Source organism: Colwellia sp. MT41 (genome assembly GCF_001444365.1).
In the GTDB taxonomy this organism is placed as follows: Bacteria; Pseudomonadota; Gammaproteobacteria; order Enterobacterales; family Alteromonadaceae; genus Colwellia; species Colwellia marinimaniae.
This window is the reverse complement of sequence record NZ_CP013145.1, coordinates 2,066,433-2,091,437: the sequence shown is the minus strand read 5'-3', so window position 1 is coordinate 2,091,437 and position 25,005 is coordinate 2,066,433. Positions and strand designations below refer to the sequence as shown.

17 protein-coding genes, 1 tRNA gene and 1 pseudogene are annotated in these 25,005 nt (G+C 37.4%); 14 read left to right on the top strand and 5 right to left on the bottom strand.

The features are described from left to right. Window positions 1-77 precede the first annotated feature (77 nt). Complete coding sequence (locus tag CMT41_RS08950; protein ID WP_157466333.1) at window positions 78-818, bottom strand: endonuclease; 741 nt, start codon at window positions 816-818, stop codon at window positions 78-80. 34 nt (window positions 819-852) lie between these two features. Between CMT41_RS08950 and CMT41_RS19900 the strand changes: the two are divergent. Beyond that, window positions 853-1,008: pseudogene (locus CMT41_RS19900) on the top strand (DUF6988 family protein); the annotation flags it as partial. Between the two features lie 118 nt (window positions 1,009-1,126). Here the strand turns inward: CMT41_RS19900 and CMT41_RS08945 are convergent. From CMT41_RS08945 to CMT41_RS08935, 3 genes are all read right to left on the bottom strand, one after another. Beyond that, window positions 1,127-1,203 (bottom strand) — tRNA-Pro (locus CMT41_RS08945). 153 nt (window positions 1,204-1,356) lie between these two features. After that, entirely contained in the window at window positions 1,357-3,117 is a 1,761-nt protein-coding gene (locus tag CMT41_RS08940; protein WP_057180977.1) for a DUF3413 domain-containing protein, read from the bottom strand. 41 nt (window positions 3,118-3,158) lie between these two features. Then, a complete protein-coding gene (locus CMT41_RS08935; protein ID WP_057181043.1) occupies window positions 3,159-3,365 on the bottom strand; it encodes a DUF1414 domain-containing protein in 207 nt (68 codons plus the stop codon). 123 nt (window positions 3,366-3,488) lie between these two features. On the opposite strand from CMT41_RS08935, the gene yejK reads away from it, so the two are divergent. From yejK to CMT41_RS08880, 11 genes are all read left to right on the top strand, one after another. Continuing rightward, window positions 3,489-4,559 carry a nucleoid-associated protein YejK gene (yejK, locus tag CMT41_RS08930; RefSeq protein ID WP_058027077.1) on the top strand — a complete coding sequence of 357 codons (1,071 nt, stop codon included), beginning with the start codon at window positions 3,489-3,491 and terminating at the stop codon, window positions 4,557-4,559. 151 nt (window positions 4,560-4,710) lie between these two features. Then, window positions 4,711-5,778 (top strand): dihydroorotase, encoded by a 1,068-nt coding sequence (gene pyrC / locus CMT41_RS08925; RefSeq protein ID WP_058027076.1) that lies wholly within the window; start codon window positions 4,711-4,713, stop codon window positions 5,776-5,778. 108 nt (window positions 5,779-5,886) lie between these two features. Beyond that, on the top strand, window positions 5,887-6,777 hold the full coding sequence (locus tag CMT41_RS08920) for a 6-carboxytetrahydropterin synthase (protein WP_058027075.1): 891 nt from the start codon (window positions 5,887-5,889) through the stop codon (window positions 6,775-6,777). After that, window positions 6,770-7,645 (top strand): M23 family metallopeptidase, encoded by an 876-nt coding sequence (locus tag CMT41_RS08915; RefSeq protein WP_058027074.1) that lies wholly within the window; start codon window positions 6,770-6,772, stop codon window positions 7,643-7,645. Before CMT41_RS08920 ends, CMT41_RS08915 begins: the two co-directional genes overlap by 8 nt. 20 nt (window positions 7,646-7,665) lie before the next feature. Continuing rightward, window positions 7,666-11,481 (top strand): ATP-binding protein, encoded by a 3,816-nt coding sequence (locus CMT41_RS08910; protein WP_058027073.1) that lies wholly within the window; start codon window positions 7,666-7,668, stop codon window positions 11,479-11,481. Next, window positions 11,474-12,097, top strand: coding sequence for a hypothetical protein (locus CMT41_RS08905; RefSeq protein ID WP_057180971.1), 624 nt, complete (start codon window positions 11,474-11,476; stop codon window positions 12,095-12,097). Before CMT41_RS08910 ends, CMT41_RS08905 begins: the two co-directional genes overlap by 8 nt. Continuing rightward, window positions 12,097-13,359 carry a hypothetical protein gene (locus tag CMT41_RS08900; RefSeq protein ID WP_057180970.1) on the top strand — a complete coding sequence of 421 codons (1,263 nt, stop codon included), beginning with the start codon at window positions 12,097-12,099 and terminating at the stop codon, window positions 13,357-13,359. Before CMT41_RS08905 ends, CMT41_RS08900 begins: the two co-directional genes overlap by 1 nt. A gap of 40 nt (window positions 13,360-13,399) precedes the next feature. Then, window positions 13,400-14,314 (top strand): DUF7281 domain-containing protein, encoded by a 915-nt coding sequence (locus tag CMT41_RS08895; RefSeq protein WP_058027072.1) that lies wholly within the window; start codon window positions 13,400-13,402, stop codon window positions 14,312-14,314. 514 nt (window positions 14,315-14,828) lie between these two features. After that, a complete protein-coding gene (locus CMT41_RS08890) occupies window positions 14,829-16,094 on the top strand; it encodes a tyrosine-type recombinase/integrase (protein ID WP_058027071.1) in 1,266 nt (421 codons plus the stop codon). 916 nt (window positions 16,095-17,010) lie between these two features. Then, window positions 17,011-17,220 (top strand): hypothetical protein, encoded by a 210-nt coding sequence (locus CMT41_RS08885; RefSeq protein WP_057180967.1) that lies wholly within the window; start codon window positions 17,011-17,013, stop codon window positions 17,218-17,220. Continuing rightward, window positions 17,207-18,271, top strand: a complete 1,065-nt coding sequence (locus tag CMT41_RS08880; RefSeq protein WP_058027070.1) for a tyrosine-type recombinase/integrase — start codon at window positions 17,207-17,209, stop codon at window positions 18,269-18,271. The genes CMT41_RS08885 and CMT41_RS08880 overlap by 14 nt, the downstream gene beginning before the upstream one ends. Window positions 18,272-18,745: 474 nt before the next feature. On the opposite strand, the gene CMT41_RS08875 is transcribed toward CMT41_RS08880, so the two are convergent. Next, entirely contained in the window at window positions 18,746-19,078 is a 333-nt protein-coding gene (locus CMT41_RS08875) for a 50S ribosome-binding protein YggL (protein ID WP_058027069.1), read from the bottom strand. A gap of 729 nt (window positions 19,079-19,807) precedes the next feature. Here CMT41_RS08875 and rdrA point away from each other — a divergent pair. Together rdrA and rdrB are read left to right on the top strand one after the other, a co-directional pair. Further along, window positions 19,808-22,435 carry an antiviral RADAR system adenosine triphosphatase RdrA gene (gene rdrA, locus CMT41_RS08870; RefSeq protein ID WP_198149797.1) on the top strand — a complete coding sequence of 876 codons (2,628 nt, stop codon included), beginning with the start codon at window positions 19,808-19,810 and terminating at the stop codon, window positions 22,433-22,435. Then, entirely contained in the window at window positions 22,435-24,975 is a 2,541-nt protein-coding gene (gene rdrB, locus CMT41_RS08865; protein WP_058027067.1) for an antiviral RADAR system adenosine deaminase RdrB, read from the top strand. Before rdrA ends, rdrB begins: the two co-directional genes overlap by 1 nt. The last annotated feature ends 30 nt before the right edge of the window (window positions 24,976-25,005 follow it).

Sequence of the window (25,005 nt, the reverse complement as noted above, 5' to 3'; positions counted from 1 at the left end):
CATCCATTATTGTGGTATCACTAGCCTTTAGCTAGTGACTGTAATAGCTTATATTAAGTGCTATCAGGGGCGGTTCATTACCAAACACCAGCAGACTGACAGCGACTTTTAACAATCTCATTCTCGCTTTGCTGCAAGCTAGTAATCTTCTTCGCTCTCGAGCACTCCCAAGCATCTACGGGGTACATCTTATCCCAAGCACTCATAAGCTGGCGCTGTGATTTACTCATGCTATAGCGCTGGTAAGCCCCAACCATGTAGAGGTATGTTCGAGCTATTTGACCTCTAGCAATTTCAGGTGGCTCTGCTTTACGATTATCAATTTTCATGGCACAACTACCAAAGTCACTTTTCACGGCAGGTAACATAGTGAAGTTGTAATTACTTCTTAGGGCGTTCACAGCGCCAATGGCAGGGAATAGGTTAAACATGTCAGCTTGCATGTAACGATATTCTGTATTTACTTTCTCAGCGCACCTACGGCCTTTAAATACTTTTCCTTTACTACTTACACACTGCTTATGGCCATCACGCCATTCAATAAAGGTACGACCGAAATTCTCTGCCGGTACAACATGTTCCCACTCTATCTTTTTAGCGCGTTTGACATATTTAGTCGTAGTGAAGCCTTTTGGTGGCGTTACCTTTTTCTTAGCGTCAAACGTCGCTCCGCAATAAAGTGTTTTACGGTGATTGTTGTAAACCTGCTTTTCTAAGAGTTTTTTAGCTTTACTAAACGATTGAACTTCTTGGTTGGCCGCTAAGGTTGTCGTGGTGATGAAGTTTGTTATTAACAAGATTGTTATTGTTGCTTTCATTTTTATTATTTAAGTTTAATTCTACGTTCATGCTGGTGTTCATGCATTACAGCGTCATGCCGTAGGTTATCCCGAGAAGTTAGTAATAGACATCGTAAAGTCATCGAATGGTTTGCTTAGTATGACGGCAATGATGGCGGCGATATTAACGGGTAATCATGAAGAATGTTTGCCCGTACTCTTAGCTTAATAGTTAGGGAGCTAATATTGTATTGAGGTTGACTGCTACCTATGAGTTACCCAGACACAAAAAAGCCACTTGAACAGTTTAATCAACTTTTTAAGTGGCTTTTTTATTGTACTAAATGTGGTCGGAGTAGCAAGATTCGAACTTGCGACCTCACGTCCCCCAGACGCACGCGCTACCAAGCTGCGCTATACCCCGACAAGGTAAACTCTTGGGCTTCACGAGTTTACCGCCTGTATCATAATGATTTATCAACGTATTGCAATGACAATTCGCGTAATACTTGCTTCATAGTGCCTAAGTGGCTAACTTATGCGCAATTCCACTCACCTTTGCCTAAATAAAGGGCGCTTACTGTTTTTCCTGCTGAGTAAACTGCTTAATAAAGTGCACACCATCAATCATTAAGGGGAAATCCTCATTGACGGTAATTGGCGATGAAAATTTACGTGAGTAACTTTGAAAGTTGCCATTTTGATCGACAAACACTGATTTATCTTTATTAAAGATAATAATGCCTTTATCGGTCGTATTAGCAATAACTCGGTCTTTATTTAATCTCGGTAAATCAGTACCATTACTGTGCTTGCTCACCTTACAGCCTAACCACTGACTCATTAGCGTTGGTTGTAAGTCCATGTTACTGGTATTAAAGCTTACATCCTTATGGCTTACTGCTGTGCCCTGAGGATATATAAATAACGCCGGTTTAGTGTTTAAACGTGTTTCATTACTTTGATTGCCGATAGAGCTGATCCAAATGATATCTTTAGCGGATTTTTGCTTTTGTGCTAACAGTAGTGCATCAACAAATAATTCAAATTGATATTGGTTATTGTTTTGTTCGGCTTTATTGGCCTTAATGCCATGGCTATTTTTAAAGTAAATAATATGCAACCCCGGGGTTTTATTATTTAACTTCTCTGCAAACAATAAACTTGAGACATTGCTCAGTTCAGTTTTTTTACTGAATAGCGCTTCAAACCAGCGAGGTTCAGTGATGTCGATATTTTCATCTGCACCATGACCTGTCACTGAGTTAACGGTAAACTCAGCAGAGATAACCGTTAAGCTCGTTGCCAGGGCTTGTTGGTCGATACGTTGAAACAGTAGCGGTTTAATACCTTGCTTTAAAATATCTTGTTGATAAATGCTCGGTAGAGCATAAAGCAGGTTAAACCACGCATCATCACTTATACCGGTATCAATATTATTGGTTAAAAGTAAGCTGCTAACACTTGCTCGGCGGCTAAATTGATTCAGCTGACTGATTGATACTTGTTGCTCGGTAAGAATTAAAAATACCGAGTTAGTCGGAGTTTTATTTGCTGTTTCACTAGGACAAAGCTCTGCCGTAATAGTTGGGTAATTGGGAATAGCCTGACTAAACGATAGCGGGCTATTTTTACGCTCGATATAATCTTCTATGTTAAATAAGCCATATTTGGTTAACAGCGTTTTTGCCGTGGCTGGATAAGACAAAGGTAAAACAGTGTCTTGGCGTAAAATATCATAATTAAGATTGGCATCGGCCCAAATATGGCTTACATGACTAAAGAAAAATGATAAAACCAAGGCGAAAATAACAAAACGGGCAAAGATTGTTTTTTGCAATTTCTTTAAGTGCTTCCAAGCATAGTTACTTACGGTAAATTCAAACGCTAAAATAACGATAGCCAAGGCACCACTGAGGCTATAAAACAGGCTATTTTCCTTGGCGATGTCTTGTAACAAGCTAATAATTTGCGTACTTGAAGAGGCATTTAAATGATAACCCAAGCGACTATAGATAAAGGCATCTAATACCAGTAGTAATAAACCCAGGGTAAAAATAATGGAGCCAATGGTTCTGATGAACTTGGTATTAGGAAAAACTAGTGTTAAAGGAAACAACACCAAGACAAAACTCATAAAAGTCAAAAAGGCAATATGACTGACCCAGGTCGTTATTAAGTAGACTTGGCCAAAGAGGGTTGTTGGTGCAGGATCACTAAATAAATAGTAAGAGGAGAGGGCAATTGCTGCTAAAATATTGAAAAAGGTGAACCAATGGCTCCAACTGATCAAATGTAATAGTTTTTTGCTGTAGCTTTTTGTATCAAAAGAAACCATTGATAATAATTCTTCTTGCAGGTGAAATTAATGTCGCGTCTTTAAACTGATTTTTTTAATGCGCTGGTAAAGTTGTCTACCACGGCAGTACGTTTGCTTTCGGGTACTTGGCTAACAACGTGTGTCACGGCATTGCCTAAACACATTAAGGCTAAATCAGGGGTTGTTTCTTCTTTTATAAGTACATCAAGTAAATCTTGGATAATTTTTTCTACACGTTCGTTCGAATATTTAGATACAATAGGCATAATAAGTGTTTTCGTTAATGATAAATTTAATTTCTCTAGTTTATCAAATGCCTGCACAATTTAATATATAGCAGATATAAAACACCAACATTAACTTACATTAGTAACTGAACCTAAAATCCTATGAGCTTAATAATTACAAACATAGCACTACATTACCTGTCTAAAAAAGAAGACACCGGTGAAGTTGTCTTACGCCTTGGTCCGGAAAATATTGATTTTACCCAAGAAAGTGCCAAAACAACTAACTTTGTTGATGGTTTACACACCATTTATAATGCCAAAGGTAATAAAGCGTATGGCAGCTTTTCCGACATGCCCAGTGAAGGGGATGCCGCGCGCTTTGTTGATTTGATGGCAAGCTATTTAACAGAACAGCAAAGTTTCTATGACTTTAGTACCCAAGCGGCCAATGTATTAAAAAATGAAATTGAAAAATATGACATAGACGAGACTGGCTATTTTGTTATCTGTCATTATGAATACATGGGTGGACGTTACTTAATAATAGCGGTTATACCGGTGTCAGAGCATTACAGCGTTGATGGTGAGTTGAATATTTCAGCCGCGCAGCATCTAGATATCAATAAAATACAACTAGCAGCGCGTATTGATTTATTCGATTATAAAGACAATGCCCAGGGCAATCGCTATATTTCTTTTATTAAGGGTAGAGCGGGCCGTAAGGTATCAGACTTCTTTTTAGACTTTTTAGGTTGTGAAGAAGGCTTAAACGCCAAAGAACAAACGCAAACACTGGTACAAGCGGTTGAAGATTATGTTGCCGTTAATCAACTAGACCCAAGTGAAAAGCAAAAAACACGTAAAGATTTACTGAGCTACTGTAAAGAGCAAAAAGCGAGTTCTCAAGATGTGTCACTGCAAGAGATTGGTAAAGTAATTGAAAGTGCCGGTGCAGAACAAGACTTTTATCAGTTCTGCCAAACACAATCGTATGCTATGGAAGAATCGTTTCCACACGAGCAAGCAGTGGTTAATAAAATCACTAAATATTCAGGCTATGGTAATGGTATAAGCTTGAGTTTTGAACGTAGTCACTTTGGCGAAGACGTGATTTATAATCCACATAATGATTCAATAACCATATATAAAGTGCCACCGAATTTAAAAGAACAATTAATGGCACTTCTGGATAGTGAAAAAGTCGAGGCTGAAAAAGTCCCAGAAGAGTAACGATACCGCCGAAATATCGGTAACGCATAACCACAAAGGTACCGCGTTACCATTTATAAAAGGTGTTTTTACCAAAGTAAATATTAAAAATCAGCCAGTTACAACTACATGTAATAAATTGACTGTAATCATCAAAAAATTGGAAATGAACATGACAAATGAACGCAATAGCGCAACTAATCACTCAAATAACACCTTAACCATCTCTCGCCCTGATGATTGGCACGTACATTTACGTGACGGTGAAGTCTTAAAAAATACCGTTGCCGACATTAGTCGTTATATTGGCCGCGCCATAGTCATGCCAAATTTAGTACCACCAATAACCACTGCAGCGTTAGCAAAAAGTTATCACAAACGCATTTTGGCCGAGGTGAAAAATAGCCACTTTAAACCACTAATGACTTTATATTTAACCGATAAAACCACGGCTCAAGATATTATTGATGCGAAAGAATCTGGTGTGGTGTATGCGGCAAAATTATATCCTGCTGGCGCAACAACCAATTCTTCATCGGGTGTAACGGATGTTGCCAATTTAACGGACGTTTTTGCCGCCATGCAAGCAGTTGATATGCCACTATTAGTACACGGTGAAGTAACAACCGCTGATATCGATATTTTCGATAGAGAGCAAGTATTCATTGATACCATTTTACAGCCCTTGGTAGCTAACTATCCTAACCTTAAAATAGTGTTAGAACATATCACCACTAAAAATGCGGTAGATTTTGTTAGTGCAGCTGGTGATAATGTTGCCGCTACTATTACTGCGCATCATTTACTCTATAACCGTAACGACATGTTAGTGGGTGGTATCAAACCACATTATTACTGTTTACCTATTTTAAAACGCAATACTCATCAACAAGCGTTAAGGGCTGCCGCAACAAGTGGCAGTACAAAGTTCTTCTTAGGCACTGATTCTGCACCACATGCACAACATGCTAAAGAGTCAGCATGTGGTTGTGCTGGTGTGTATTCCTCTTTTGCTGCCATTGAGTTGTATGCGGAAGTGTTTGAACAAGAAAATGCTTTAGATAAATTAGAAGCCTTTGCCAGCATTAACGGCGCCAATTTTTACCAATTACCAGTAAATACCGACACCATCACCCTAGTTAAAAAGGCCTGGCAAGTACCAGCAACCATGACTTTTGGCGGCGATGTTGTGGTACCAGTGCGTGCCAATGAAGAAATTTTGTGGACAGTAGCAGACTAACTTAAGCTAAACGCAGCTTTATCTAACGAAGTTTAAAGTAGATAACGCTGGCTGAACGAGTTAAGCCCGAATAAAAAGTAGAGAGCCCTAAGTAAATTAAGGAAAAAAATGCAATTATTTGTAGATAATCTTACCGTTATTGATTTTTCATACCTGTGTAAACAGCGCGGTATTGTCGGTGAGAGCTGGATTGTTGACGTCTTACTCGATGGCTCGTTAAACGAGCAAAGTATGGTATTGGATTTTGCTATTGTGAAAAAGCAAATCAAGGCCATTATTGATGATGCCGTTGACCATAAACTGTTATTACCTGCGCAAGAGCAAGCAATAACCTTGGCAGACTCACCACATAACCAAGGTCATCAAACCATTGACTTTAATAGCGATGTAGCAGATTACTATTTACAATCTCCTGCCTGTGCTTTTGCGACTATAGACTGTTTAAGCATTACAGTAGCCGCGGTAACGACACATTTAACGGCTATTATTTTGGCGCATTTGCCCGATAATGTGCAAGGTTTGTCCTTAGTATTGCGCCCGGAAGTTATTTCGAGCGATTATTATCATTACACTCATGGTTTGAAGTTACACGATGGCAATTGTCAGCGTATTGCCCATGGTCACCGCTCAAAAATTAAAGTGTATGTTGATGATAAAAGAGACGCTAAGTTAGAAGCCGCTTGGTGTCAGCGTTGGCAAGACATCTATATTGCCAGTGAAGCCGATAGAATTTCACGCGATGATATCGAGTTATCTGCTCACGCAATGAACAATTTAACCCCCGATCATCAATATTTTAGTTACCATGCACCACAAGGTCGATTTGATATCGCCGTTGATAGCAAGGTACTTGATGTGGTTGATTGTGATTCTACGGTAGAGTTATTAGCCGATTTTATTTTAAGACAAATAAAAGCTGAACATGCGGAACTCGCTAATAATGAGGTGAAAGTTGTTGCTTACGAAGGTGTCGCTAAAGGGGCAATTGTTCATGGTTAGCGCTTTAACTCATGGCTTAGCTAAAATATTACCTAATACCTTAAGCAAAAGCTTAGTTGCTTTTGCACTTGCCGCTAGCTTTTCTGTTAGCGCGGTTAATATTACCAGCCCAAAAATAGTGTTAAGCGGTGAAATCAAGCAAGGCGGTTTAATTGTCGGTAAAACACGGCCGGACAATACCGTCAGCTTAAATGGCAAGGTAATCACAGTTTCTAGTCAGGGGGATTACACCTTTGGTTTTTCCCGTGATGACAAGAAAAGTTATCAATTAGTCATTACCTCAATTAATGGTGATCGGGCAACAAAAACCCTAACACCTTCAATACGTAGTTATAATATTCAGCGTATTGAAGGCATTAAGAAAAGCATCATGCAGCCAAATCCTAAGTCGGTTGCCCGAGCGCAACAAGATAGCAAACAGGTAAAAACTGCCCGAAAAGTTGCCAGTAGCCTTAATTATTTTGCTCAAGGCTTTATTGCGCCAATAAAAGGCCGCATTACCGGTGTTTATGGTAGCCAACGTGTTTATAACGGCGTGCCTAAAAACCCACATTTTGGTTTAGATTACGCCGGTAAAACCGGCGATCCGGTCAAAGCTCCAGCTTCGGGTACGGTATTACTTTGGGTTCCTGATATGTTTTACTCTGGTGGCACCATGATTATTGATCATGGTCAAGGCGTCAGCTCTACCTTTTTACATTTAAGTCATTCTTATGTAAAACAAGGTGATAAAGTTAAACAAGGGCAGGTAGTCGCCGCAGTAGGTAAAAGCGGCAGAGCAACCGGCCCTCATTTAGACTGGCGCATTAACTGGTTCGGTGTAAAAATTGACCCCGCGCTAGTATTGAAATTACAACCTCTTCATTAATTTTCCCTTAAGGTCACACTATGGCAGAACACGGCTATTCGCTGCTCCGCATTATTATTATCGATAGTTTTTGGCAGGGTCAAGTCAACGAACTTGATTTGACGGGTCACACGCAACTTGAAGGCACCAACGGCGCAGGCAAAACGTCATTAATGCGACTGTTGCCACTTTTTTATGGCATGCGACCCAGTGATATTGTTAGCAAGGTTGATCAGGCGAAAAACTTTGCCGATTTTTACTTACCTCGTGAATCCAGTATTTTAGTGTACGAATACTGCCGACCCTATGGACAAATATGCCAGGTGTTAGCGACCAGTGATGGTAGAGGTGTGCAATTTAAATTTATTGATGCCCCTTACGACGCACAACACTTTATCGCCAATAACCAAGGCAGCAAAGCCAAGCCTTTTACCATCAGTGAAATAGAAAAAAACTACCGTAGTATCAATGCAGAAAGTTCAAAATTCCTCGGCATAGATAAATACCGGCAAGTGATTCAAAATTTGCGCAGCGGTCGTCAACACAAAGAAATAAGACTGCTGCAAAATCGCTTTTCTTTTAGTGAACAACCCTGCCCACATATTGATAAAGTGATTAACGGCACCATAGAAAAAAATCTAGATTTTGAAGCGGTCAAACGTATGTTAGTGGCTATTGCCAGTGATCATCTTGCCCGTGATACCAACGAAGAAAAAGAGCAGCTAAGTTTAAATAAAGCCGATATTACTGGCTGGTTGGCTGATATTCAGGCCAGTCGCGCCATTAAAAAAGTTGCCGATAAAATCTCTGTTTGGCAAAACGACTTTAGTGCCTTTGCCAGTTTATTAAATAAGTTACAACATCTACATGCTGAAGTGATCGCGCATCAACAGCGCCTTGAAATAAAGCAGCAAGATAGAGACGAGCTTAAAAAAACCAGTATCGTAACACGCAATACACTCGATACCGAGTTAGCCAATGCCACAGAGCACTATCAAAAAGCCTTATTTGATTTAAACGCTAAGATTGATGCCGATTTAAGTAAAATAGACTTACTTGATGCAGACAAACTTAACTATGAAGATGATGATGCCAGTAGTTATCAAATTAAGGCCGAGCAAGCGCCACACATTCAGCAAGAATTAAATGAAGTGATTGCCGTTATTGATGCCTTTGAAGGTAATATCACTAAAATAGGGCAAAAATTTGATAAACTGATTCAAAAAATTGAAGTTGAAAAACTTAAAGCAGTCAGTAGTAATAATGAAAAATCGGCGCTTATTACTGCCACGACCAATGAGCAGTTAACCCATATAAATGATGTTTTTCATCAACAAGAGTACGCTCTTAATGCTCAACTACATAAAGAAGAGCTTAAGCTGCAAAAAGATCGGCAACAAATCCAATATCAATTAGACCATGCTAACCAACAGTTAACCCAGCCAATAATACCGCAGCAATTAACTCGCGATATTGACGATAACATGCAAGCGTTAACTCTCGCTCAGCAAAGTTATAATCAACTACTGCAGCAAGAGTCAGAGTTGCAAAAGCAGCAATATCAATTAGAGAAACAACAAGACCAACAATTAGCGCAACGTAGTGACGCTAATCGCTATCTGGAACAGTTACGTCAAGATTATCAGCAAGTAGAATTACAACTGCTGCCACAAGCAGGCTCTTTACATCATTACCTTATTAACGAGCCACAAGCGGGTAATTGGCAAAATGATATTGGCCGCTTACTTACTAGCGAGCAATTATCACGGTCTGATTTAAATCCACAGTGGCTAGCAAGCGATAGTGCCACAGCCAGTCTTTATGGCTTATCCATAGATTTACAACAACTGCCTTGTGACGATTCATTATTTTTAGATGAAGCGCAACTGCGTGAAAAACGTCAAGTTATCGAAACTAAGTTACAAAACCAAACTGATAAAATTAGCCAGCTTGATGAGCATTTAAAAGGCTTAGTCAAAGCGCTTAATCAGCTTAAAGTCAATGTGACGGAGCAGACACAGAACTTAAACCAACAAAAATTAACCTTAGGACAATTGCAAACGCAGCAAGAAAGCCTAGTGATTAAAAAACAGTTGGCCATTAAGGCACACCGTCAAAGCATCGAGACACAATTACAAAGTTTCAATCAGCAAATAAAAATGCTGGATAAAAAGCAACACAGCTTTGAAGAAGATAAAACCGAGCAATTGCATGATTTAACCAATGATAAATTAGAAAAATGCATGGTAGTTGAAAGTGATAGAGATAATCAGTTAACACTATTAGCCGAGCAACTTATCACCTTAAAAACTAATGCCAAGCAGCGCTCTACCGAGCTTAAAAAACAACAAGCCAGTGATATTAAACACCTTGACCCCGAAGGGGAAGTAGACAAACGCATTGCTAAGCGCGTGACGCTAGAGCAAGACTTACAGCAATGTTCGCTGTTCGCCCAAAAGGCGCGTGACTATCAAAGTTTTCTTAATGAACGTTATTGTCACCGTGATGCTTTGGTTGAAGAAAACCAGAACAGAAAAATCACCAAGCGTAATCTAGAGTCAAATCATGAAGATATTAGCATTGAACTGACAACTAAAATTAGTGAATTAAGACAGCTAATTAAGAAAACCAATCTAGAAAAACAGGCCACCGATGATTTATTAATACAACTGAATGATAATAAGCGTTTGTGTGAAATGTCTGCCATTGACAGTAAACTTGCTGAGCAAGAGCCGGCCAACCAAGCCGATTTAACCGTTAGCTTTTGTCATGACTTTTACCAACAATTTAAAACCATTGAGAAACGCTTGGCTAGTCAGCTGAATACCTTTAGTGAGCGTTTTAGAAAAGATCACTCTGGCAGTGAGCTTTATGAAAACTGGCAAAATCTATTAGTTGAAAACGATAACTACTCTGGCGCTCAAGCACTGTTTAAATATCGTGAGCCCATTAGCGCGTTATTAAATAGTGCCGAGCAAAAGCAGCAAAGTACTTATCAACTGGTTACCGTTAACGCCACCATGATCAACGAATTTTATCAGCACATCGAAAATTTTGGTCGGAATATAAAGCGCATAGGTAAACTTTTATCCGCTAAGGTTACCGCTTTGGCACACTTTGAAGCCTTAGCCGACATCAATGTGACTACGGTAATGAAGCAAGAAGAGCTAGAGTACTGGGGACCTTTGAAAAGTTTTGCCGAAGTGTTTGAACTACATAAAGATCAATTACGTGATGGTATTGGTGAGGTACCCGATGATTTGGTTTTCGCTATGCAAAAATTGGCTAATTATTTGCCCAGTGAAGGCTTTGTCTTAGTACACAATAATTTGTTTGATTTAGAATTTACCATTGTAGAAAAAGGCCAAATAAAATACGCCCGTAATGCCAAGCAGCTGAAAAAAGTCAGTTCAACCGGTTTATCTTATTTAGCCATGTTGTCATTATTTGCCGGTCTTTTAGGCATGTTACGTGGTGATAGTAAACATGCCAGCCAAATAATTTTACCGGTTGATGAACTAGGTGAACTGGCTGCAGAAAATATCGATCTGTTATTACAAATGTTTAACGACAATAATATCAGTATGTTATCAGCATCACCCTCAACTGACCGTCATATTTTATCCTTGTATAACCGCCATTATAAATTAAAAGATAATAAGATTTATCATGCCGAAATCCCGCAATCTCGATTGGATGAATTACTGGCACAACGTAATAAAGTACCGGATATTACTGATGAAAGTACCAAGGTAATAGCTGAGGATAATACAGCAATAACAGCTGACGAAAGTACTGAAGTCACAGCAGAGGCCAGTACAGAGAAAAAGAAAGCCGAGGTGGTAAATAATGTTTAAAGAAAGTATTCAAAAGCTGCTTTGTGGCACTGTTATTTGTCAAACGGCTTATGAAGCCGAATATTTGTATTTAAAAGCAGAAAGTCATAGCGATAAAGTGAATGATTTTTTAGCTAATTTAGATAGAAAATTGACCTACCTTGAAAGCGCCGATGCCTATTACTGTACCTTTAATCAGGTTGATGACAGTAACCATGCTGAGCTCAGTGTTTTATTTAGTGATATGCGTAGCACTTTTAGACCACTGGTAGAGTTTTTAGATTTACTGTTAACGGCAACGCAAGCAGATTTACCTATACGTGCTAAATCGGTGTTGAATATCAATGAATTATTCGAGCCCTTTGAACATGATCAAACCTTGAGTGAGCAATTACGGCGCTTAACCACCATCAAGCCTTTCAAAACAAATAAAACTGAAACGCGTGAGCAACTGGTGATGGTATTTCAAAAGCTGGAAGAAATGCATTATTTTGTCCGTAAAAATGCTGGCAGCAGTAGATATTATGCCACGGCGCGTTTTGACCTAATTTACTTACTGATAGAGTTTTTGAATGATGCCGAGCTAGTAACGTTACCCGAGCAAGAAAAAAGCCAACAAGATGAGTTGCTTTTCTAATGGCTGGTTTTGATTCTTCGCAAGTCGCAACGTTACTAAGACAAATTGGTGCCTACAATGACTTACTCGCCAATGCCTATGTTTATGGCTCGATAGCGAGTGATGAACAAGATGTCAACACCTTGAATTTGTTGCATAAATCTGGCTTGATCAGACCTGATGATTCTCCAGGTGAGTATAGAGTAACTACCGATCTTAAACGCATGTTAAACCGCTTAATGCGTAAGCAAACCAGCTATCGGCAACTTACCGACATGGGTAAAGTGATTGAAGCGATTGAAGAAGTAGTAAAAGATTATCAACTGGCAACCATAGCCAAAGAGCAAGAAGATGCCGAGTATTATTTAGATCAACTCGATGATTTACTTTATGAAACTAAAGACAGTTTAAACAACAATTTAGAGAATATGCACTTTGCTATTGTTAGTCAATTTGGTTTTGTTAGTAGCTTGTCTAACAAGATACGCCAAAATGAACGTTACTTATCCCATGCGCAAAAGCTACTGAATGAGTTGCAGCAAATTGATCCGCAAGATTGTTACGAGTGGCTAGATTGGCTCTGTCCTAATGAGTTTGCCCGTAAAATTTCTAACTTTGTTTACTGGTATAACCAAATATTGCCCAAGCTACGTTTGATTATTGATAACATGCGTATTAGTTTGTTTCGCTTACGTCGAGATGAAAAACAGGCCAGCCAATTACGAAATATGGCGCGTTTTTTACGGAAACATCCTGAATTTGACCTTGATGAGCAGTTATTTGAGCTACCAAATTTACCTGAACAGCTGAAATATTCGCCACCAATGCCACTGCGCAGCTATGTCGATACCAAGCAAACCGACATTGAACAAGCCTTACTTGAGTTGGTACAGTCATTACGTAAACAAGCCGTCGTTAGCCCCATTAAAGTAAGAACAACCAGCGAGGTCAGTTTCGAGCCAATTGAAAAAATTGCCGCCGAAGAAGATTTTTTTGAAGATCAAACAGAACTGTTGTTTGAACGGGTGATCATCAATAACTGTGCGGTTTCCGCTTTAGGTTTTTATCAAGAATTCCAAAATATTTGGCTGGAAAAATCACACGTTATCGCGCCAAAAGAATGGATAGAATTAGTGTTTAGTTGCTACTGCAAATTAACCAACGCACAGCAAAATGCCCTTAATATCAAAATGAAAGGTATTGTAGTTACCGGCACTACCCATAACTATAGTTATAGTGATGTCGTTATCGAACTTAAACCTGAAATCAAAGCTAGTGCCTAACTAAACATAAAGTCATAGGTATAATATATAAAACAGTATTATGAACAAACAACTTTATAATTTCACTCAAGATAAACTGCAAAAAAATAGGCAGGGCGGTCAGATAAAAAATAGCGCCTTAGCAATAAGGTTGCATAAAGATTATCATTTTGGCCAATTTGATTTGAGTAAAAAACACTTAACGTTTAACCTGACTGATATTTTGGCACTAAGCAAAGAAATACAAAGAACGCTTGGTGTTGAGATTAGAAATGATTCATATCCTAATAAAACCAGCAGAGTAACTAATGCGGGTGTTAATCGAAGTGAAAAAGAAAACAGCTATGCGGTTAGCAAAGATTTCATCTTGATTAATAGCTTATCTGATCTGAAAATTAATAAAACAATTTATAAATCATCGCCGTTTACTTCATTAGGTAACTATATAAAGGCAGATGAAATTCAATCGGTTGAACATAGTGTCATTGTTTTAGTTGAGAACCTTGCCGTGATGGCGAATCTCAAGCTGATAAATTTAACAGCACTATGTGATGAAATTGATTTGCCGATTGATTTAACTAAAGCACTTTGGCTTTATCGTGGTGATGTTAAGCCGCAACAAACTACCAATACCAGTTATCAATTTTTTCGACGCTTTAAGGGGAAAATTCCACTAATCTGTTTTAGTGATCTCGATCCTAAAGGCATCGAAATTGCGCTCACTAGCCAGGCTGATTTTTGGTTAACCCTTAAAAATACCCATGAAGTTGCTATGGCATTACTAGGTAGTGAACAAGAATGGTATAAACAAAAATCTGCCATTGATTTTTTACTAAAGCAAGAAAAGACTAATGAAGAAAAACAGCCATGGCAATATAGCTTTGACATACTACAGCATCATAAAAAGACGCTTAAGCAAGAGCACATGCTCAAACATAAACTTGAGTTAGCTTTATTAAAAATAAATGACAAATAACATTCAGTAAAATAAACAAAGCTGAAGCTAGCTAAAATCAGTTAGGCTACGTTAAGTAAAAATAATTTCAGCCATCTGCACGGTTATTAAAATGGCAATGGTCATGACTTAACATTTTCAATAGCTGATAAAAACAGAGTGTCAGACATAAGTTGATTTATAATTTTATATTAAAAGTGCTGGTTGAAAGTATTAGTTGTAAAGTGAGAGATGTAAAACATATTGTTGAAAGTGAAAACAGTAAACAATAATGAAGATATCTAAAACGAACAGTAATAAAATTAGTAACTATATTAACAAACATAACTAAAGTCATAGCTGGAGCAATTCAGTAGTAAGCCTAGAATACCAAGGCTAGAACAAAGCATGTAATAAAGTAAATAGCAGCAGAGCACAGATATAGATACCCACTATGTCCGATACTCTTCAGTATTGGACATAGTGGGTATAGTGGTTTAAACTGGCTTTAACCTATGTTTCCCTCGTTAGAATTAAAATTTTGGTATTCAAATAAATGTCATTAACTAAAACCTCGACCAGCACCTTTTCTAAACCGGTACCTTTATATCCACCATACCTTGATTTGTGTGATTTCGATCTTGAAGATTATCCACAGCTAGATAAAATATTTTCTGCAAATGAGCCTTGGTGGCTTGAGCAATTTAACTGGGGTAAAATATTCCTTACTTATATCGGTAGAAATAAATCTAACCATACCTATGACAGATTTAGAAATGACGTAGAACGTTTTATTTTATGGTCGTTTATTGAAAAGAAAAAACCAATTGACCAATTACGTAAAACTGACTTGCTTGAATATGCTGACTTTTGTTGGCAGCCACCAGTTACTTGGATTGGCACATCAAATCAAGAACGTTTCAAACTATCCAATGGTTATTCAACGGCTAATGAACTTTGGTTTCCATTTAAGATGCAAGCACCTAAAAGTCAAAAATCTCAATATGTCATTGATAAGAAAAAATACCGACCATCACAACAAACACTTTCATCGATGTTTACCGCACTTATCGTTTTTTATAATTACCTAATGGCTGAAGATTTCTGTATTGGTAATCCGGCAGCAATTGCTAAAAAAGATTGCCGCCACTTTATCATTGACTCACAAGTTAAAGAAATTAAACGTTTAACCGCTAGCCAATGGCAATACGTTTTAGATACTGCTGTTGAAATGGCTGATGAAGACCCCATCTTTGAACGTAACTTATTCGTAATTGCATCATTGAAAACCCTCTTTTTAAGGATTTCAGAGTTATCTGAACGGCCCAATTGGTCACCCACCATGGGCCATTTTTGGCAAGATGAAGATGAAAACTGGTGGTTGAAAATATTTGGTAAAAGTCGAAAAATACGTGATATTACCGTGCCCGTAGATTATTTGCATTTTTTAGAACGTTATCGCGGTTACCGTGGTTTATTAGGTTTACCAATAAGAAACGAAAATACGGTTCTTGTGGAAAAAATACGTGGTCAAGGCGGTATGACCTCCAGGCATTTACGACGTTTAGTACAGAGTGTTTTTGATCTCGCCTATGAAAATATGCGCAGAGTAGAAGGTGAAACCAGGGCGATGAAATTAAAAGAAGCTTCTGCCCATTGGTTAAGGCATACCGGTGCCAGTATGGAAATTGAACGTGGCCGCCCTCTTAAAGATATTTCAGAAGATCTTGGTCATGCCAGCATGGCAACCACCGATACTGTCTATGTGCAAAGCGAACATAAGAAACGTGCTGAAAGTGGTAAGCGTAGAAAGGTCGATTAACCGCTCTACCCTATACATTTTAATTGCTCGAATATTACAACTAAAATAGCGCGCTAGGTGATTATTTACCAGTGATGACAGCCGATGTTTATCAGCATGCACGTACGGTGAGTTTGATATTTAAACAAAGCCACCGTAAGGCCTTATAGTAAAGGGATGTAGGGTATACAGTCAATTTTAAGCTATTTTAACTTAACTCAAATGCGTACTAAACAGTTGATAAAATAGACAAATAATATAAATATCGTACAAATTTAGGAAATGGGCATTTATAAACTTGTTTAAAGTGCCCTACTGATCTTCTTAAATATCCTTCTCAGCTATATTTTTAAGTTTTGTAACTTATTAGTCAATTAATGGTGATTTAATAAGCATTAATTCTTGTCTTTGAAAACATTACCTCATAGTTATTACCCGCTTTGTAACCCTTCTTCCTTTACCAGTGAGAATAAAAAACTGACTTGATCAGATCCTCATTTTGGCAATGGTGGCAGCTAAAGTATTAGCCTGTTTTTGCTTAAAAAACTCTATTCAGCCATTTACTCTGCTATTTTTGTACAAAAAACAGTCTTCACTCTCCCCGATTTTATCGTTATATGCTTTAGTCACCATCAAACAACCACGGTAAATGATAGTTAAGTAACACACCATAGACTAAAAAACAAACTAAATGGATGTAGCTATATAAAATGAAGGCGAACTAGCAGTCAATTGGCTGTAATTGTCTTTTTTATCATCTATTTACCGCTATTGCGTATGATAATTATAGTTATCTTATTCAATAAGCTAAAACGATATTAAGTAGACTAAAGTAACGGTATACTGTACACTTATACAGTATACCGTTACTTTAGTCCTATAGGACAATTTATATATTAGAATTTCCCAGTATAATAACCATGACAGAATTACGTAGATGACAGTAGCAAGACGCGCCCAAAAGAAAAAATCACGCACTAAAAATGACATCACTACCATACAGCTATCGCGCACCTTAAAAAAAAGATTACATCTCATTATTAAATCCAACGGCTTTAACAAGTTAGATGAAGGCCTTGATGAAGTATTGAGTTTTTATGAAGATAATCATCTTGCTATACTAGGTATGGATAATGAAACTGACTGAGTTATCATTAGCTGATCTTAATGTTGTGGTACCTTCAAAACACCGAGAAGCCGCCAACAAATATTTTACTGATATATTTAATTTATTGCCGGCTAATACCCAGCGCTCATATAAAAGTGATTTAAAACAATATTATGATTTTTGTTTTGCCAATGATATGCCAGGTTTAACGCCCGATATGGATTTAACAGAAACAAGTATTAAAGCTTATGTTCTGGCAATGTGTGAATCTCAATTAGCGCACAATACTATCCGTCATCGTATGGCGACCCTATCTAAGTTTATGGCCATTGCAAAATTTCCTAACCCGTTAAAGAATTCAGAGTACTTGCGTGATTTTATTAAATTACAAATGAAAGCGCATGATATTTACGCGCGAGCGAATCAAGCACCTGCCTTAAGATTAAGAGATTTAGAAGAAATAAATACTCATGTTATCCCTAAAACTTTATTAGACTTCCGTGATTTAGCTATGATTAATATAATGTTTGATGGGTTATTACGTGCAGATGAAGTCGCGCCAGTACAATTAAAACATATAGATTACAAACAAAATAAACTCTTGGTGCCAACGTCTAAAACTGACCAATCGGGTAAAGGCTCTTTACGTTATATATCCAATACCAGTATTAGCTATGTAACGGCTTATATCGCCGAAGCCAATATCGATAGGAAAAGTAAACGGGAAAAAGTTAAAGATGATCCTACTCGAATTAATACAGGCATATTATTTCGGGGGATATCGCCTAAGGGTACAACTATGTTGCCTTTTGACGAAACGGTTACACGCCTCGCTCACATGCAAAAAATTGCTTATGTAAATATTTATAAGTCACTCAAGCGTATTGCCAAGAAAGCAGGCATTGACCTACCAATTACTTGCCACAGTCCGCGCGTTGGTGCTGCCGTTACTATGGCAGAAAATGGCGTTTCAATGAAAAAAATTCAAGATGCCGGTGATTGGAAAAGTCCTGACATGCCTGCGAGATATACTGAACAAGCTGACATTGGTAATGGTATGTCGGATATAGCAAATATATTTAAACGCTAACCAGTCATAAGTAGATTTGTCTGTAAGCATTGATCTTAATACACTTTTATAACAGAAAATACTCTTCGATATGCTCAATAATCATTCGTTAAAGTGGGATATCCAGTGCGCTACATCATTGTTTACCCGTGGGATGACAGCAGAAGTTTATCAGAATGCACGTAGCGTCAGTTTGATATTCAAACAAACCAAGCTGAGAGTATTGATAACAAAGGGCTGCAGGTAAATATAGTGTCAATTATACCACGTTAAATAAGCTTAAATAAGTGATAAGTAGTTGATTAAATAACCAATATGCTTAAATAATATAGAAAATAAGTAATTAAAATCGTGTTTAACTGCGCTACTACTATTCTTCGATGTTCAGCTGCTTTGGAACTTAAAGTATTATTTTCCACTCTTGAGTGTAATATCCACAAGCAGCACAAACTTTCGCTCCTTCTAAAAGAGCTTTTCTACACCCGCTTGATTCGATTATACGCCATAGTTAGCATCGACAAGTTCGCCAATATTAAACTCTGAAACGGTATTTTGATCTTTTAACCAATTAGAGATGTTTGTTATGTCTGATTCAGTGACTGAACCATAGCGCTCATGGGAAGAAATAAAGCCGGCAAAGGAAGTCAGATCACCACCACCGCCAATACACAAGCTTAGGGTGTCAACATAAACAAAAAAATCATCCATTATTGTTGCTAATTCGGACTCATCCTTACAAGTTAAATTACAATCTAATTCAACCCCCTTTACAGAAAATTCATCCAAATAAAGTTTTTTTCTCAATCTACGAGATTTTCGAGAGTGCATAATTTTCCTTGGCATATAACGCTTACATAAGCTGAAAATGATAGTTAGCTAAAATGTTTGAGCCATGATCTTACATCACTTTCGTAGACACTTTACTGATTTTTAAAATTAGATATTAAGGGCGGTTAGTACCACAAAGCAGTCTAAATTTACGAGTTAAAATCACCTCACCTAATGACAACTTTGATACGAAAGAAGACCTTAGCCTTGGCTTATCTAGCAACATTTGAACCGATACAAATCAGCCCTGCGTTAGATAATAGAATGGTTCTAAATTTCATCAGGAATCTATAAAGTCAAAAATTCTAATCTGATTAGAAAATACCAAAGCGGACATTAGATTAATATGATTTTAGGTATTAAATTTTATGATTCTATCTCGTAAAGGGGCACATAGCGCCATAGGATTTATTGTGCCAGTGTTGGTTTTGGATTCGGTTTTGTATAGACAGTGACGGCGACACGTCTGAAATAATGTACTTTTCTGTGCTAGAAACGCATCAATGCAGGGCTCTCGTAAATGGTGAGTTTTTTATATAAAGCTAAAATATATAACTCTTTATTTCTCGGTTGTATTTTTCGCCGCATAACATCATTACCTAACCTTTCGTGGTTGCATTCACCCTTGTATTAATAGATAATCATACGTAAAAACAGCACCTTACGCATAAGACACAATTTCAATCTCTTATGTGTGCTTTACAAAACTATTCATTACATGGCGGTAGTATGTTAAACACAATTAATCTCGATTTGGATAAAAGCGATTTTTTTGACTCATTTAATGATGATGAATTTTGGCAAAAAGACGCAAAAAAAATTCTTATCGAGATGCTTATAAAGACCTGCAAAAATGCAAAAGAATACAAAAAATCTCGGTCTGATGGTAAAATTAGTGCAGCTCATAATGCCATCTGTATTAGTGGTAGTCGCGGCGCTGGTAAAACAGTATTTTTACGTAATGCTGAAAAAATTTGGAAGGGTTCTATAGCTGCTACGAGTGGTGATATCGGTTGCACAGATTTGTACTTTGCAGAGACAATAGATCCCACACTTCTGAATGGGCATGATAATTTCGCTAATGTCATTATTGCACAACTATATAATGCAGTTGAGAACAGATTATCGTCACCGTCTGTAGATATTACTAAAAAGAATAAATTTTACACATCACTAAAAAAACTAGCTGAAGCATTGGGTAAAAAAAGTGATTTTTCAGATCACACAGGAATAGACCGAATTTTAAAATATCGTTCGGGGATACAAGTCGAAGTGTTTTTTCATGAATATGTAGAACAATGCATCGAGTTGTTAGGTTGCCACGCTATTGTCGTTCCTATTGACGATGTTGATATGGCATTAAACCGTGCTGTCGAAGTGTTAGATGAAGTCCGTCGGTTGTTAAGTTGTCCCTATATTATACCAATCGTCAGCGGCGACCATGAGCTTTATTCACATATGGTTAGTGTACACTTTGAAAAAAATGCTGTTGATGACAGAATATCAGACGTTACTGTAAACTCAGGTCATCAAATTGGGAAATTACTGGCTAAGTCGTATCTGACGAAGATATTCCCGAATCATCTGCGTTTACCTTTGTTACCAATCGAGCGATTGCTTCCACACTTATTAATTAAGGAAGATGGTAAAAGCATTAGTTTTTTTGAGTATGAAAAAATGTTGACTGCTTTTTTCTTTCCCTTATGTAATGGGTCTGAACGTAGCACTGAATACCCAAAGCCTAACAGCGCTCGTGAAGTCACTCAGTTAATTAAAACCCTAACACCATCAAAACTACAAAATCATGAGCAACATGATTTATGGAATACATTTAAATCATGGGCTGAACAAAAGCAACATGGCGCAACTTATACAAATGCTGTGTCTAACAGTCAATTGTCGGATTACAACTCAACCGATAATTTATTTAGATTTGATCAACTTTTAGCGTTCAATCCTATTTTACAAGCACAAGAGAACGTAGCTTGGGCTTCAAAAAAATTCTTATCAGAGCAGGAAGTAGCCATTGCAGATTTGATCGGTACGGGAGTGAAAGATAAGGATAAAGAAAAAGCATTAGAAATTAATGATAATACAAATATTATAAAGAGTATTTTCACTCAAGAGATGAAAACATTACGCAGTATGCCAGCTTTAGAGTTCTACACCAGCGCTATGACTATAACAAAGACGACAGTTCAAGAAGATAAATCGAACTTACTACTGGCAGTCTATACTCACCACGACTATTACGGTAAACAGGGAAATAGAAATTACAGCATATTTTTTAGTCGAGCTTTTGAAATACTATCAACCTCATTGCTTTCACTTTCAAATAATATTAGCGTCACAAACTGGAAAGATCAGTTAAGTGAAATAATTGAAAGAGTGCCTTTTTATTGCGTTCATGCAATAAATCCTACTAAATATTTAGAAGGAGAGGAGGAGGAGGAGGAGCCTGATACCAGCATACTAGGTATTAGTAGTAGTGAAGTCGCATACAACATAAATCCACTGGTTGAGCAAATAAGAGAATGGGAAAAAATACATAAGGGAAAATTAACTGCATTAGATAATTTATCTTTAATACCGTTACTCCATTACGTTTTCAATAAAGTATTTACACAATTACACCTACTTCGTACTGAAATTTCAGCATCAAAAAATTCAACAGCAAAAAAATATGAAACTGAACATTTAACAGACACAGCACGCCGTTTTGAATACATGATTATTAATGCGTTTGCTAGTTCGCTTCAAGAAAAGTATGTTATTCAAGCAAATATAGGAATTGGTACTAGTGTTGAAACGCTCCGTAATCATGATAAATTTATGAACGCTGATCAAACCTTATCGCGAAATATGCAGGGTTACACCGACCAATCCAAGACGGATATTCGTACGAAATTACTTAACATTATTTGGTCACATCCAATCTTCGTCGACTTGAACCAAAGTAAAAAAATAATGAGCGATCCAAAATTTAAGTATGGGCCCAAAAATAAATCATCGACACCAACTAAAATCGCTCCGCAGGAAATATTACCATCCTTAAAAAATTGGAAGAAAATATTAAAGAATGATAACAAAGGAACCAATAAAAAAGACTTGGTTGATTGGATTGATCAAAACGTTGATGAAGCCTCAAAAATATATGAAAATGCACAACAAGAACGAAAAGAACGTGGTGATAAATCGCCCTTGACAGCAGAACAAGAAAAAATGTTCAACGTATTAGAAAATGAATTTAATAAACCTGATTCAGGTAAATCCGCAAGCAGTGGTGATAAGAGCGATGCATTAAAAAATGAATCTGATTCAAAAGAATCTGCAAGTAGCGATGGTGCTAAGCAATAATGTTTATTTCAGATATAAAATGGGTTATTCCAGCGGCAATAATGTCATCTGATAGGTTGCTTAATGCAGATATGGATACGCAAAATGTACAGTTAGATAGTGAGAATTTACATAAATCGCTTTTAGAGCGTGCAATATTTGATTTTCAGTCCTATACCCACACTTTACTTCGTAATGAAGATGTGGAATATGCTGTCAGCGAATGGCTCAATGTACAGGGGAATGTTGATTTAATCGATTGTCTAAATACGCTATTTAATCACTTTCTTAAATGGAAAGGAGATCTATTTGAAGTTAAACATGAACTTTTAGAGGAATGGTTATCATTTTGCTCACTAGCCGATCCGACTTGGGTCATTGCTATTGGGTATCATAATTTTATTCATCAAGGGGTATTATCTGTAACTGAAGTTATCTATATAATTACTAACAATCAATGCCCTGTTGCATTGCCAAAATCAAACACCCATATCGCCGATAACCATATTCATCTCGGAGGACATGGAAATACAGCACTATCGATGTTGAATTTTGCTGTATATTTAGATAAAAGACCAAAAAACAATAAGATAAATTGGCCGCGTCGACCAGAAAACACATTATTTGAAAGCGATAAATTATCGAAGAATCACTTACCATTACTAATGAATAAATTGGCTGATTATCTAGGTGGAAATATTTTTGGAGATTCTCCCTCCGCTAACCAACACCAGCAAACATGGGGTAGCTTAGATTCATATATTGTAAGCGGCTCTTTATTAGCCGATATGAAAAGAACGTCATTTGATACAACTGCTCAAAAGTTACTAGCATCTTCTCATTTACAGCAACAGCAGAGCGCTAGTCGCTGGATTCTATTTTGTGTCGGAATTTTAGAACCTATTAAAGATAATAGACCCGACTACCAGAGAATACTTGATTGCTTTATACGTACGAGTAATGTTTTGCGCAATTATATGATCGTATCAGGAGTCGGGCTGGGACAATTTGTTGAATATTTTGGTTTTGACCATCGTAAACCAAAAAATACAGCACAAGACTCAGGCCTTGAGCATAAAAGCCACGGCATAAAATATGATAATTCATCGCTAACCATGAGAGAGTTTCGAATTTCACCAGGTGATATTATTGTTAATGAGGGGGAATATGGCTTTAAACTAAAGCCGACATCACTTATGAATCTTACTAATATGATTCATGAAAATAATCTTGAAAAAAATAGCCACTTTGTGGTTCATTTCAATCGTACATATCCAAATAAAGACAGTAAGTTTGACAAGCATCTTAATATGTTTAGGAACGCGCTAAAGCAGCAAGTAGAAAAAATTCAACAATTCGCTAGTTCTGTAACTTATAGTGATATTCAATTAAGCCATGCACAAGATTGCATTGATCTACGTAAACTAGTTCGAGGTTACGATGTCGCAGGTAATGAAAATCATCTGCCAATAGAAATTTTTTCGCCAGCATTGCGTGTACTAAGATCAGCAAAGTATACAACTAATGGGATTTTCGGAAAACGACTACCAGAACCATTTTTGACGATCCATGCTGGTGAGGATTTTAGTCATATCGTTAGTGGGCTACGTGCTATTGATGAATCGATTGAATTTTGTAAGTTTACCGAGGGGGATCGTATAGGTCACGGCTTAGCTCTAGGCGTAAATGTTCAACATTGGGCAGAAAGACAGCGAAGAGCTTACCTTACAGTTGGAGAGCATTTAGATAATCTAGTTTGGAGTCATCATCAAGCGTTATCGCTAATTCAATTTAATCACACATTTCAATCAGTAATTTCACTTCTTGAACATAAAATTCGACATTGGAGTTCGTATTTATATGACGGCGAAAATTACACTCCCAACGATCTCTATCAATCATGGATGCTTCGTCGAAACTGTCCAAATCAATTGAATATGGCACTTCGCGATGATGATTCGCAATGGTTAGACTGGATTCCTGATATTGAATTTTTAAAAAAACAGCCCAAAAGTGTCGCTAAAAGATTATGGGATCTATACCTTAACTCTGGTCACTTAGATTCAACGTCTAAAAGAAATGATGTTCTCTCAATTAACTGCTCGATAGACGATAGTGTTATACCTAGTTCAAATGCTAAAAAATTATTCGATAGCCTCTCTAAAGCGGAATTAGATTTATACCAAGCAATTCAAGACCTACTTATGGAGCGTTACAGTAGCAAAGGTATTATTCTTGAGGCCTGCCCTACTTCTAATATTTATATCGGTCGTTTTCAAAAATACCACGAGCATCCTATTTTTCGTTGGAATCCGCCAAACCCAGAATGGTTACAAGATGGTGGAAAATTCAATCGCTTTGGAATACGAAAGGGAGCGATCCCCGTTTGTATTAACACTGACGATTCAGGCTTGATGCCCACCACGATAGATAATGAACACAGAGTTATTAAATTAGCCGCTATAAAACACTATAACGTTGGTACCTGCATGGCTGAAGAATGGATATCTGGTATCAGACAAAAAGGTGTAGATATATTCCAACACAACCATTTAGAATAGTCTAAATGAGATAGTACGTATTCTAAATAC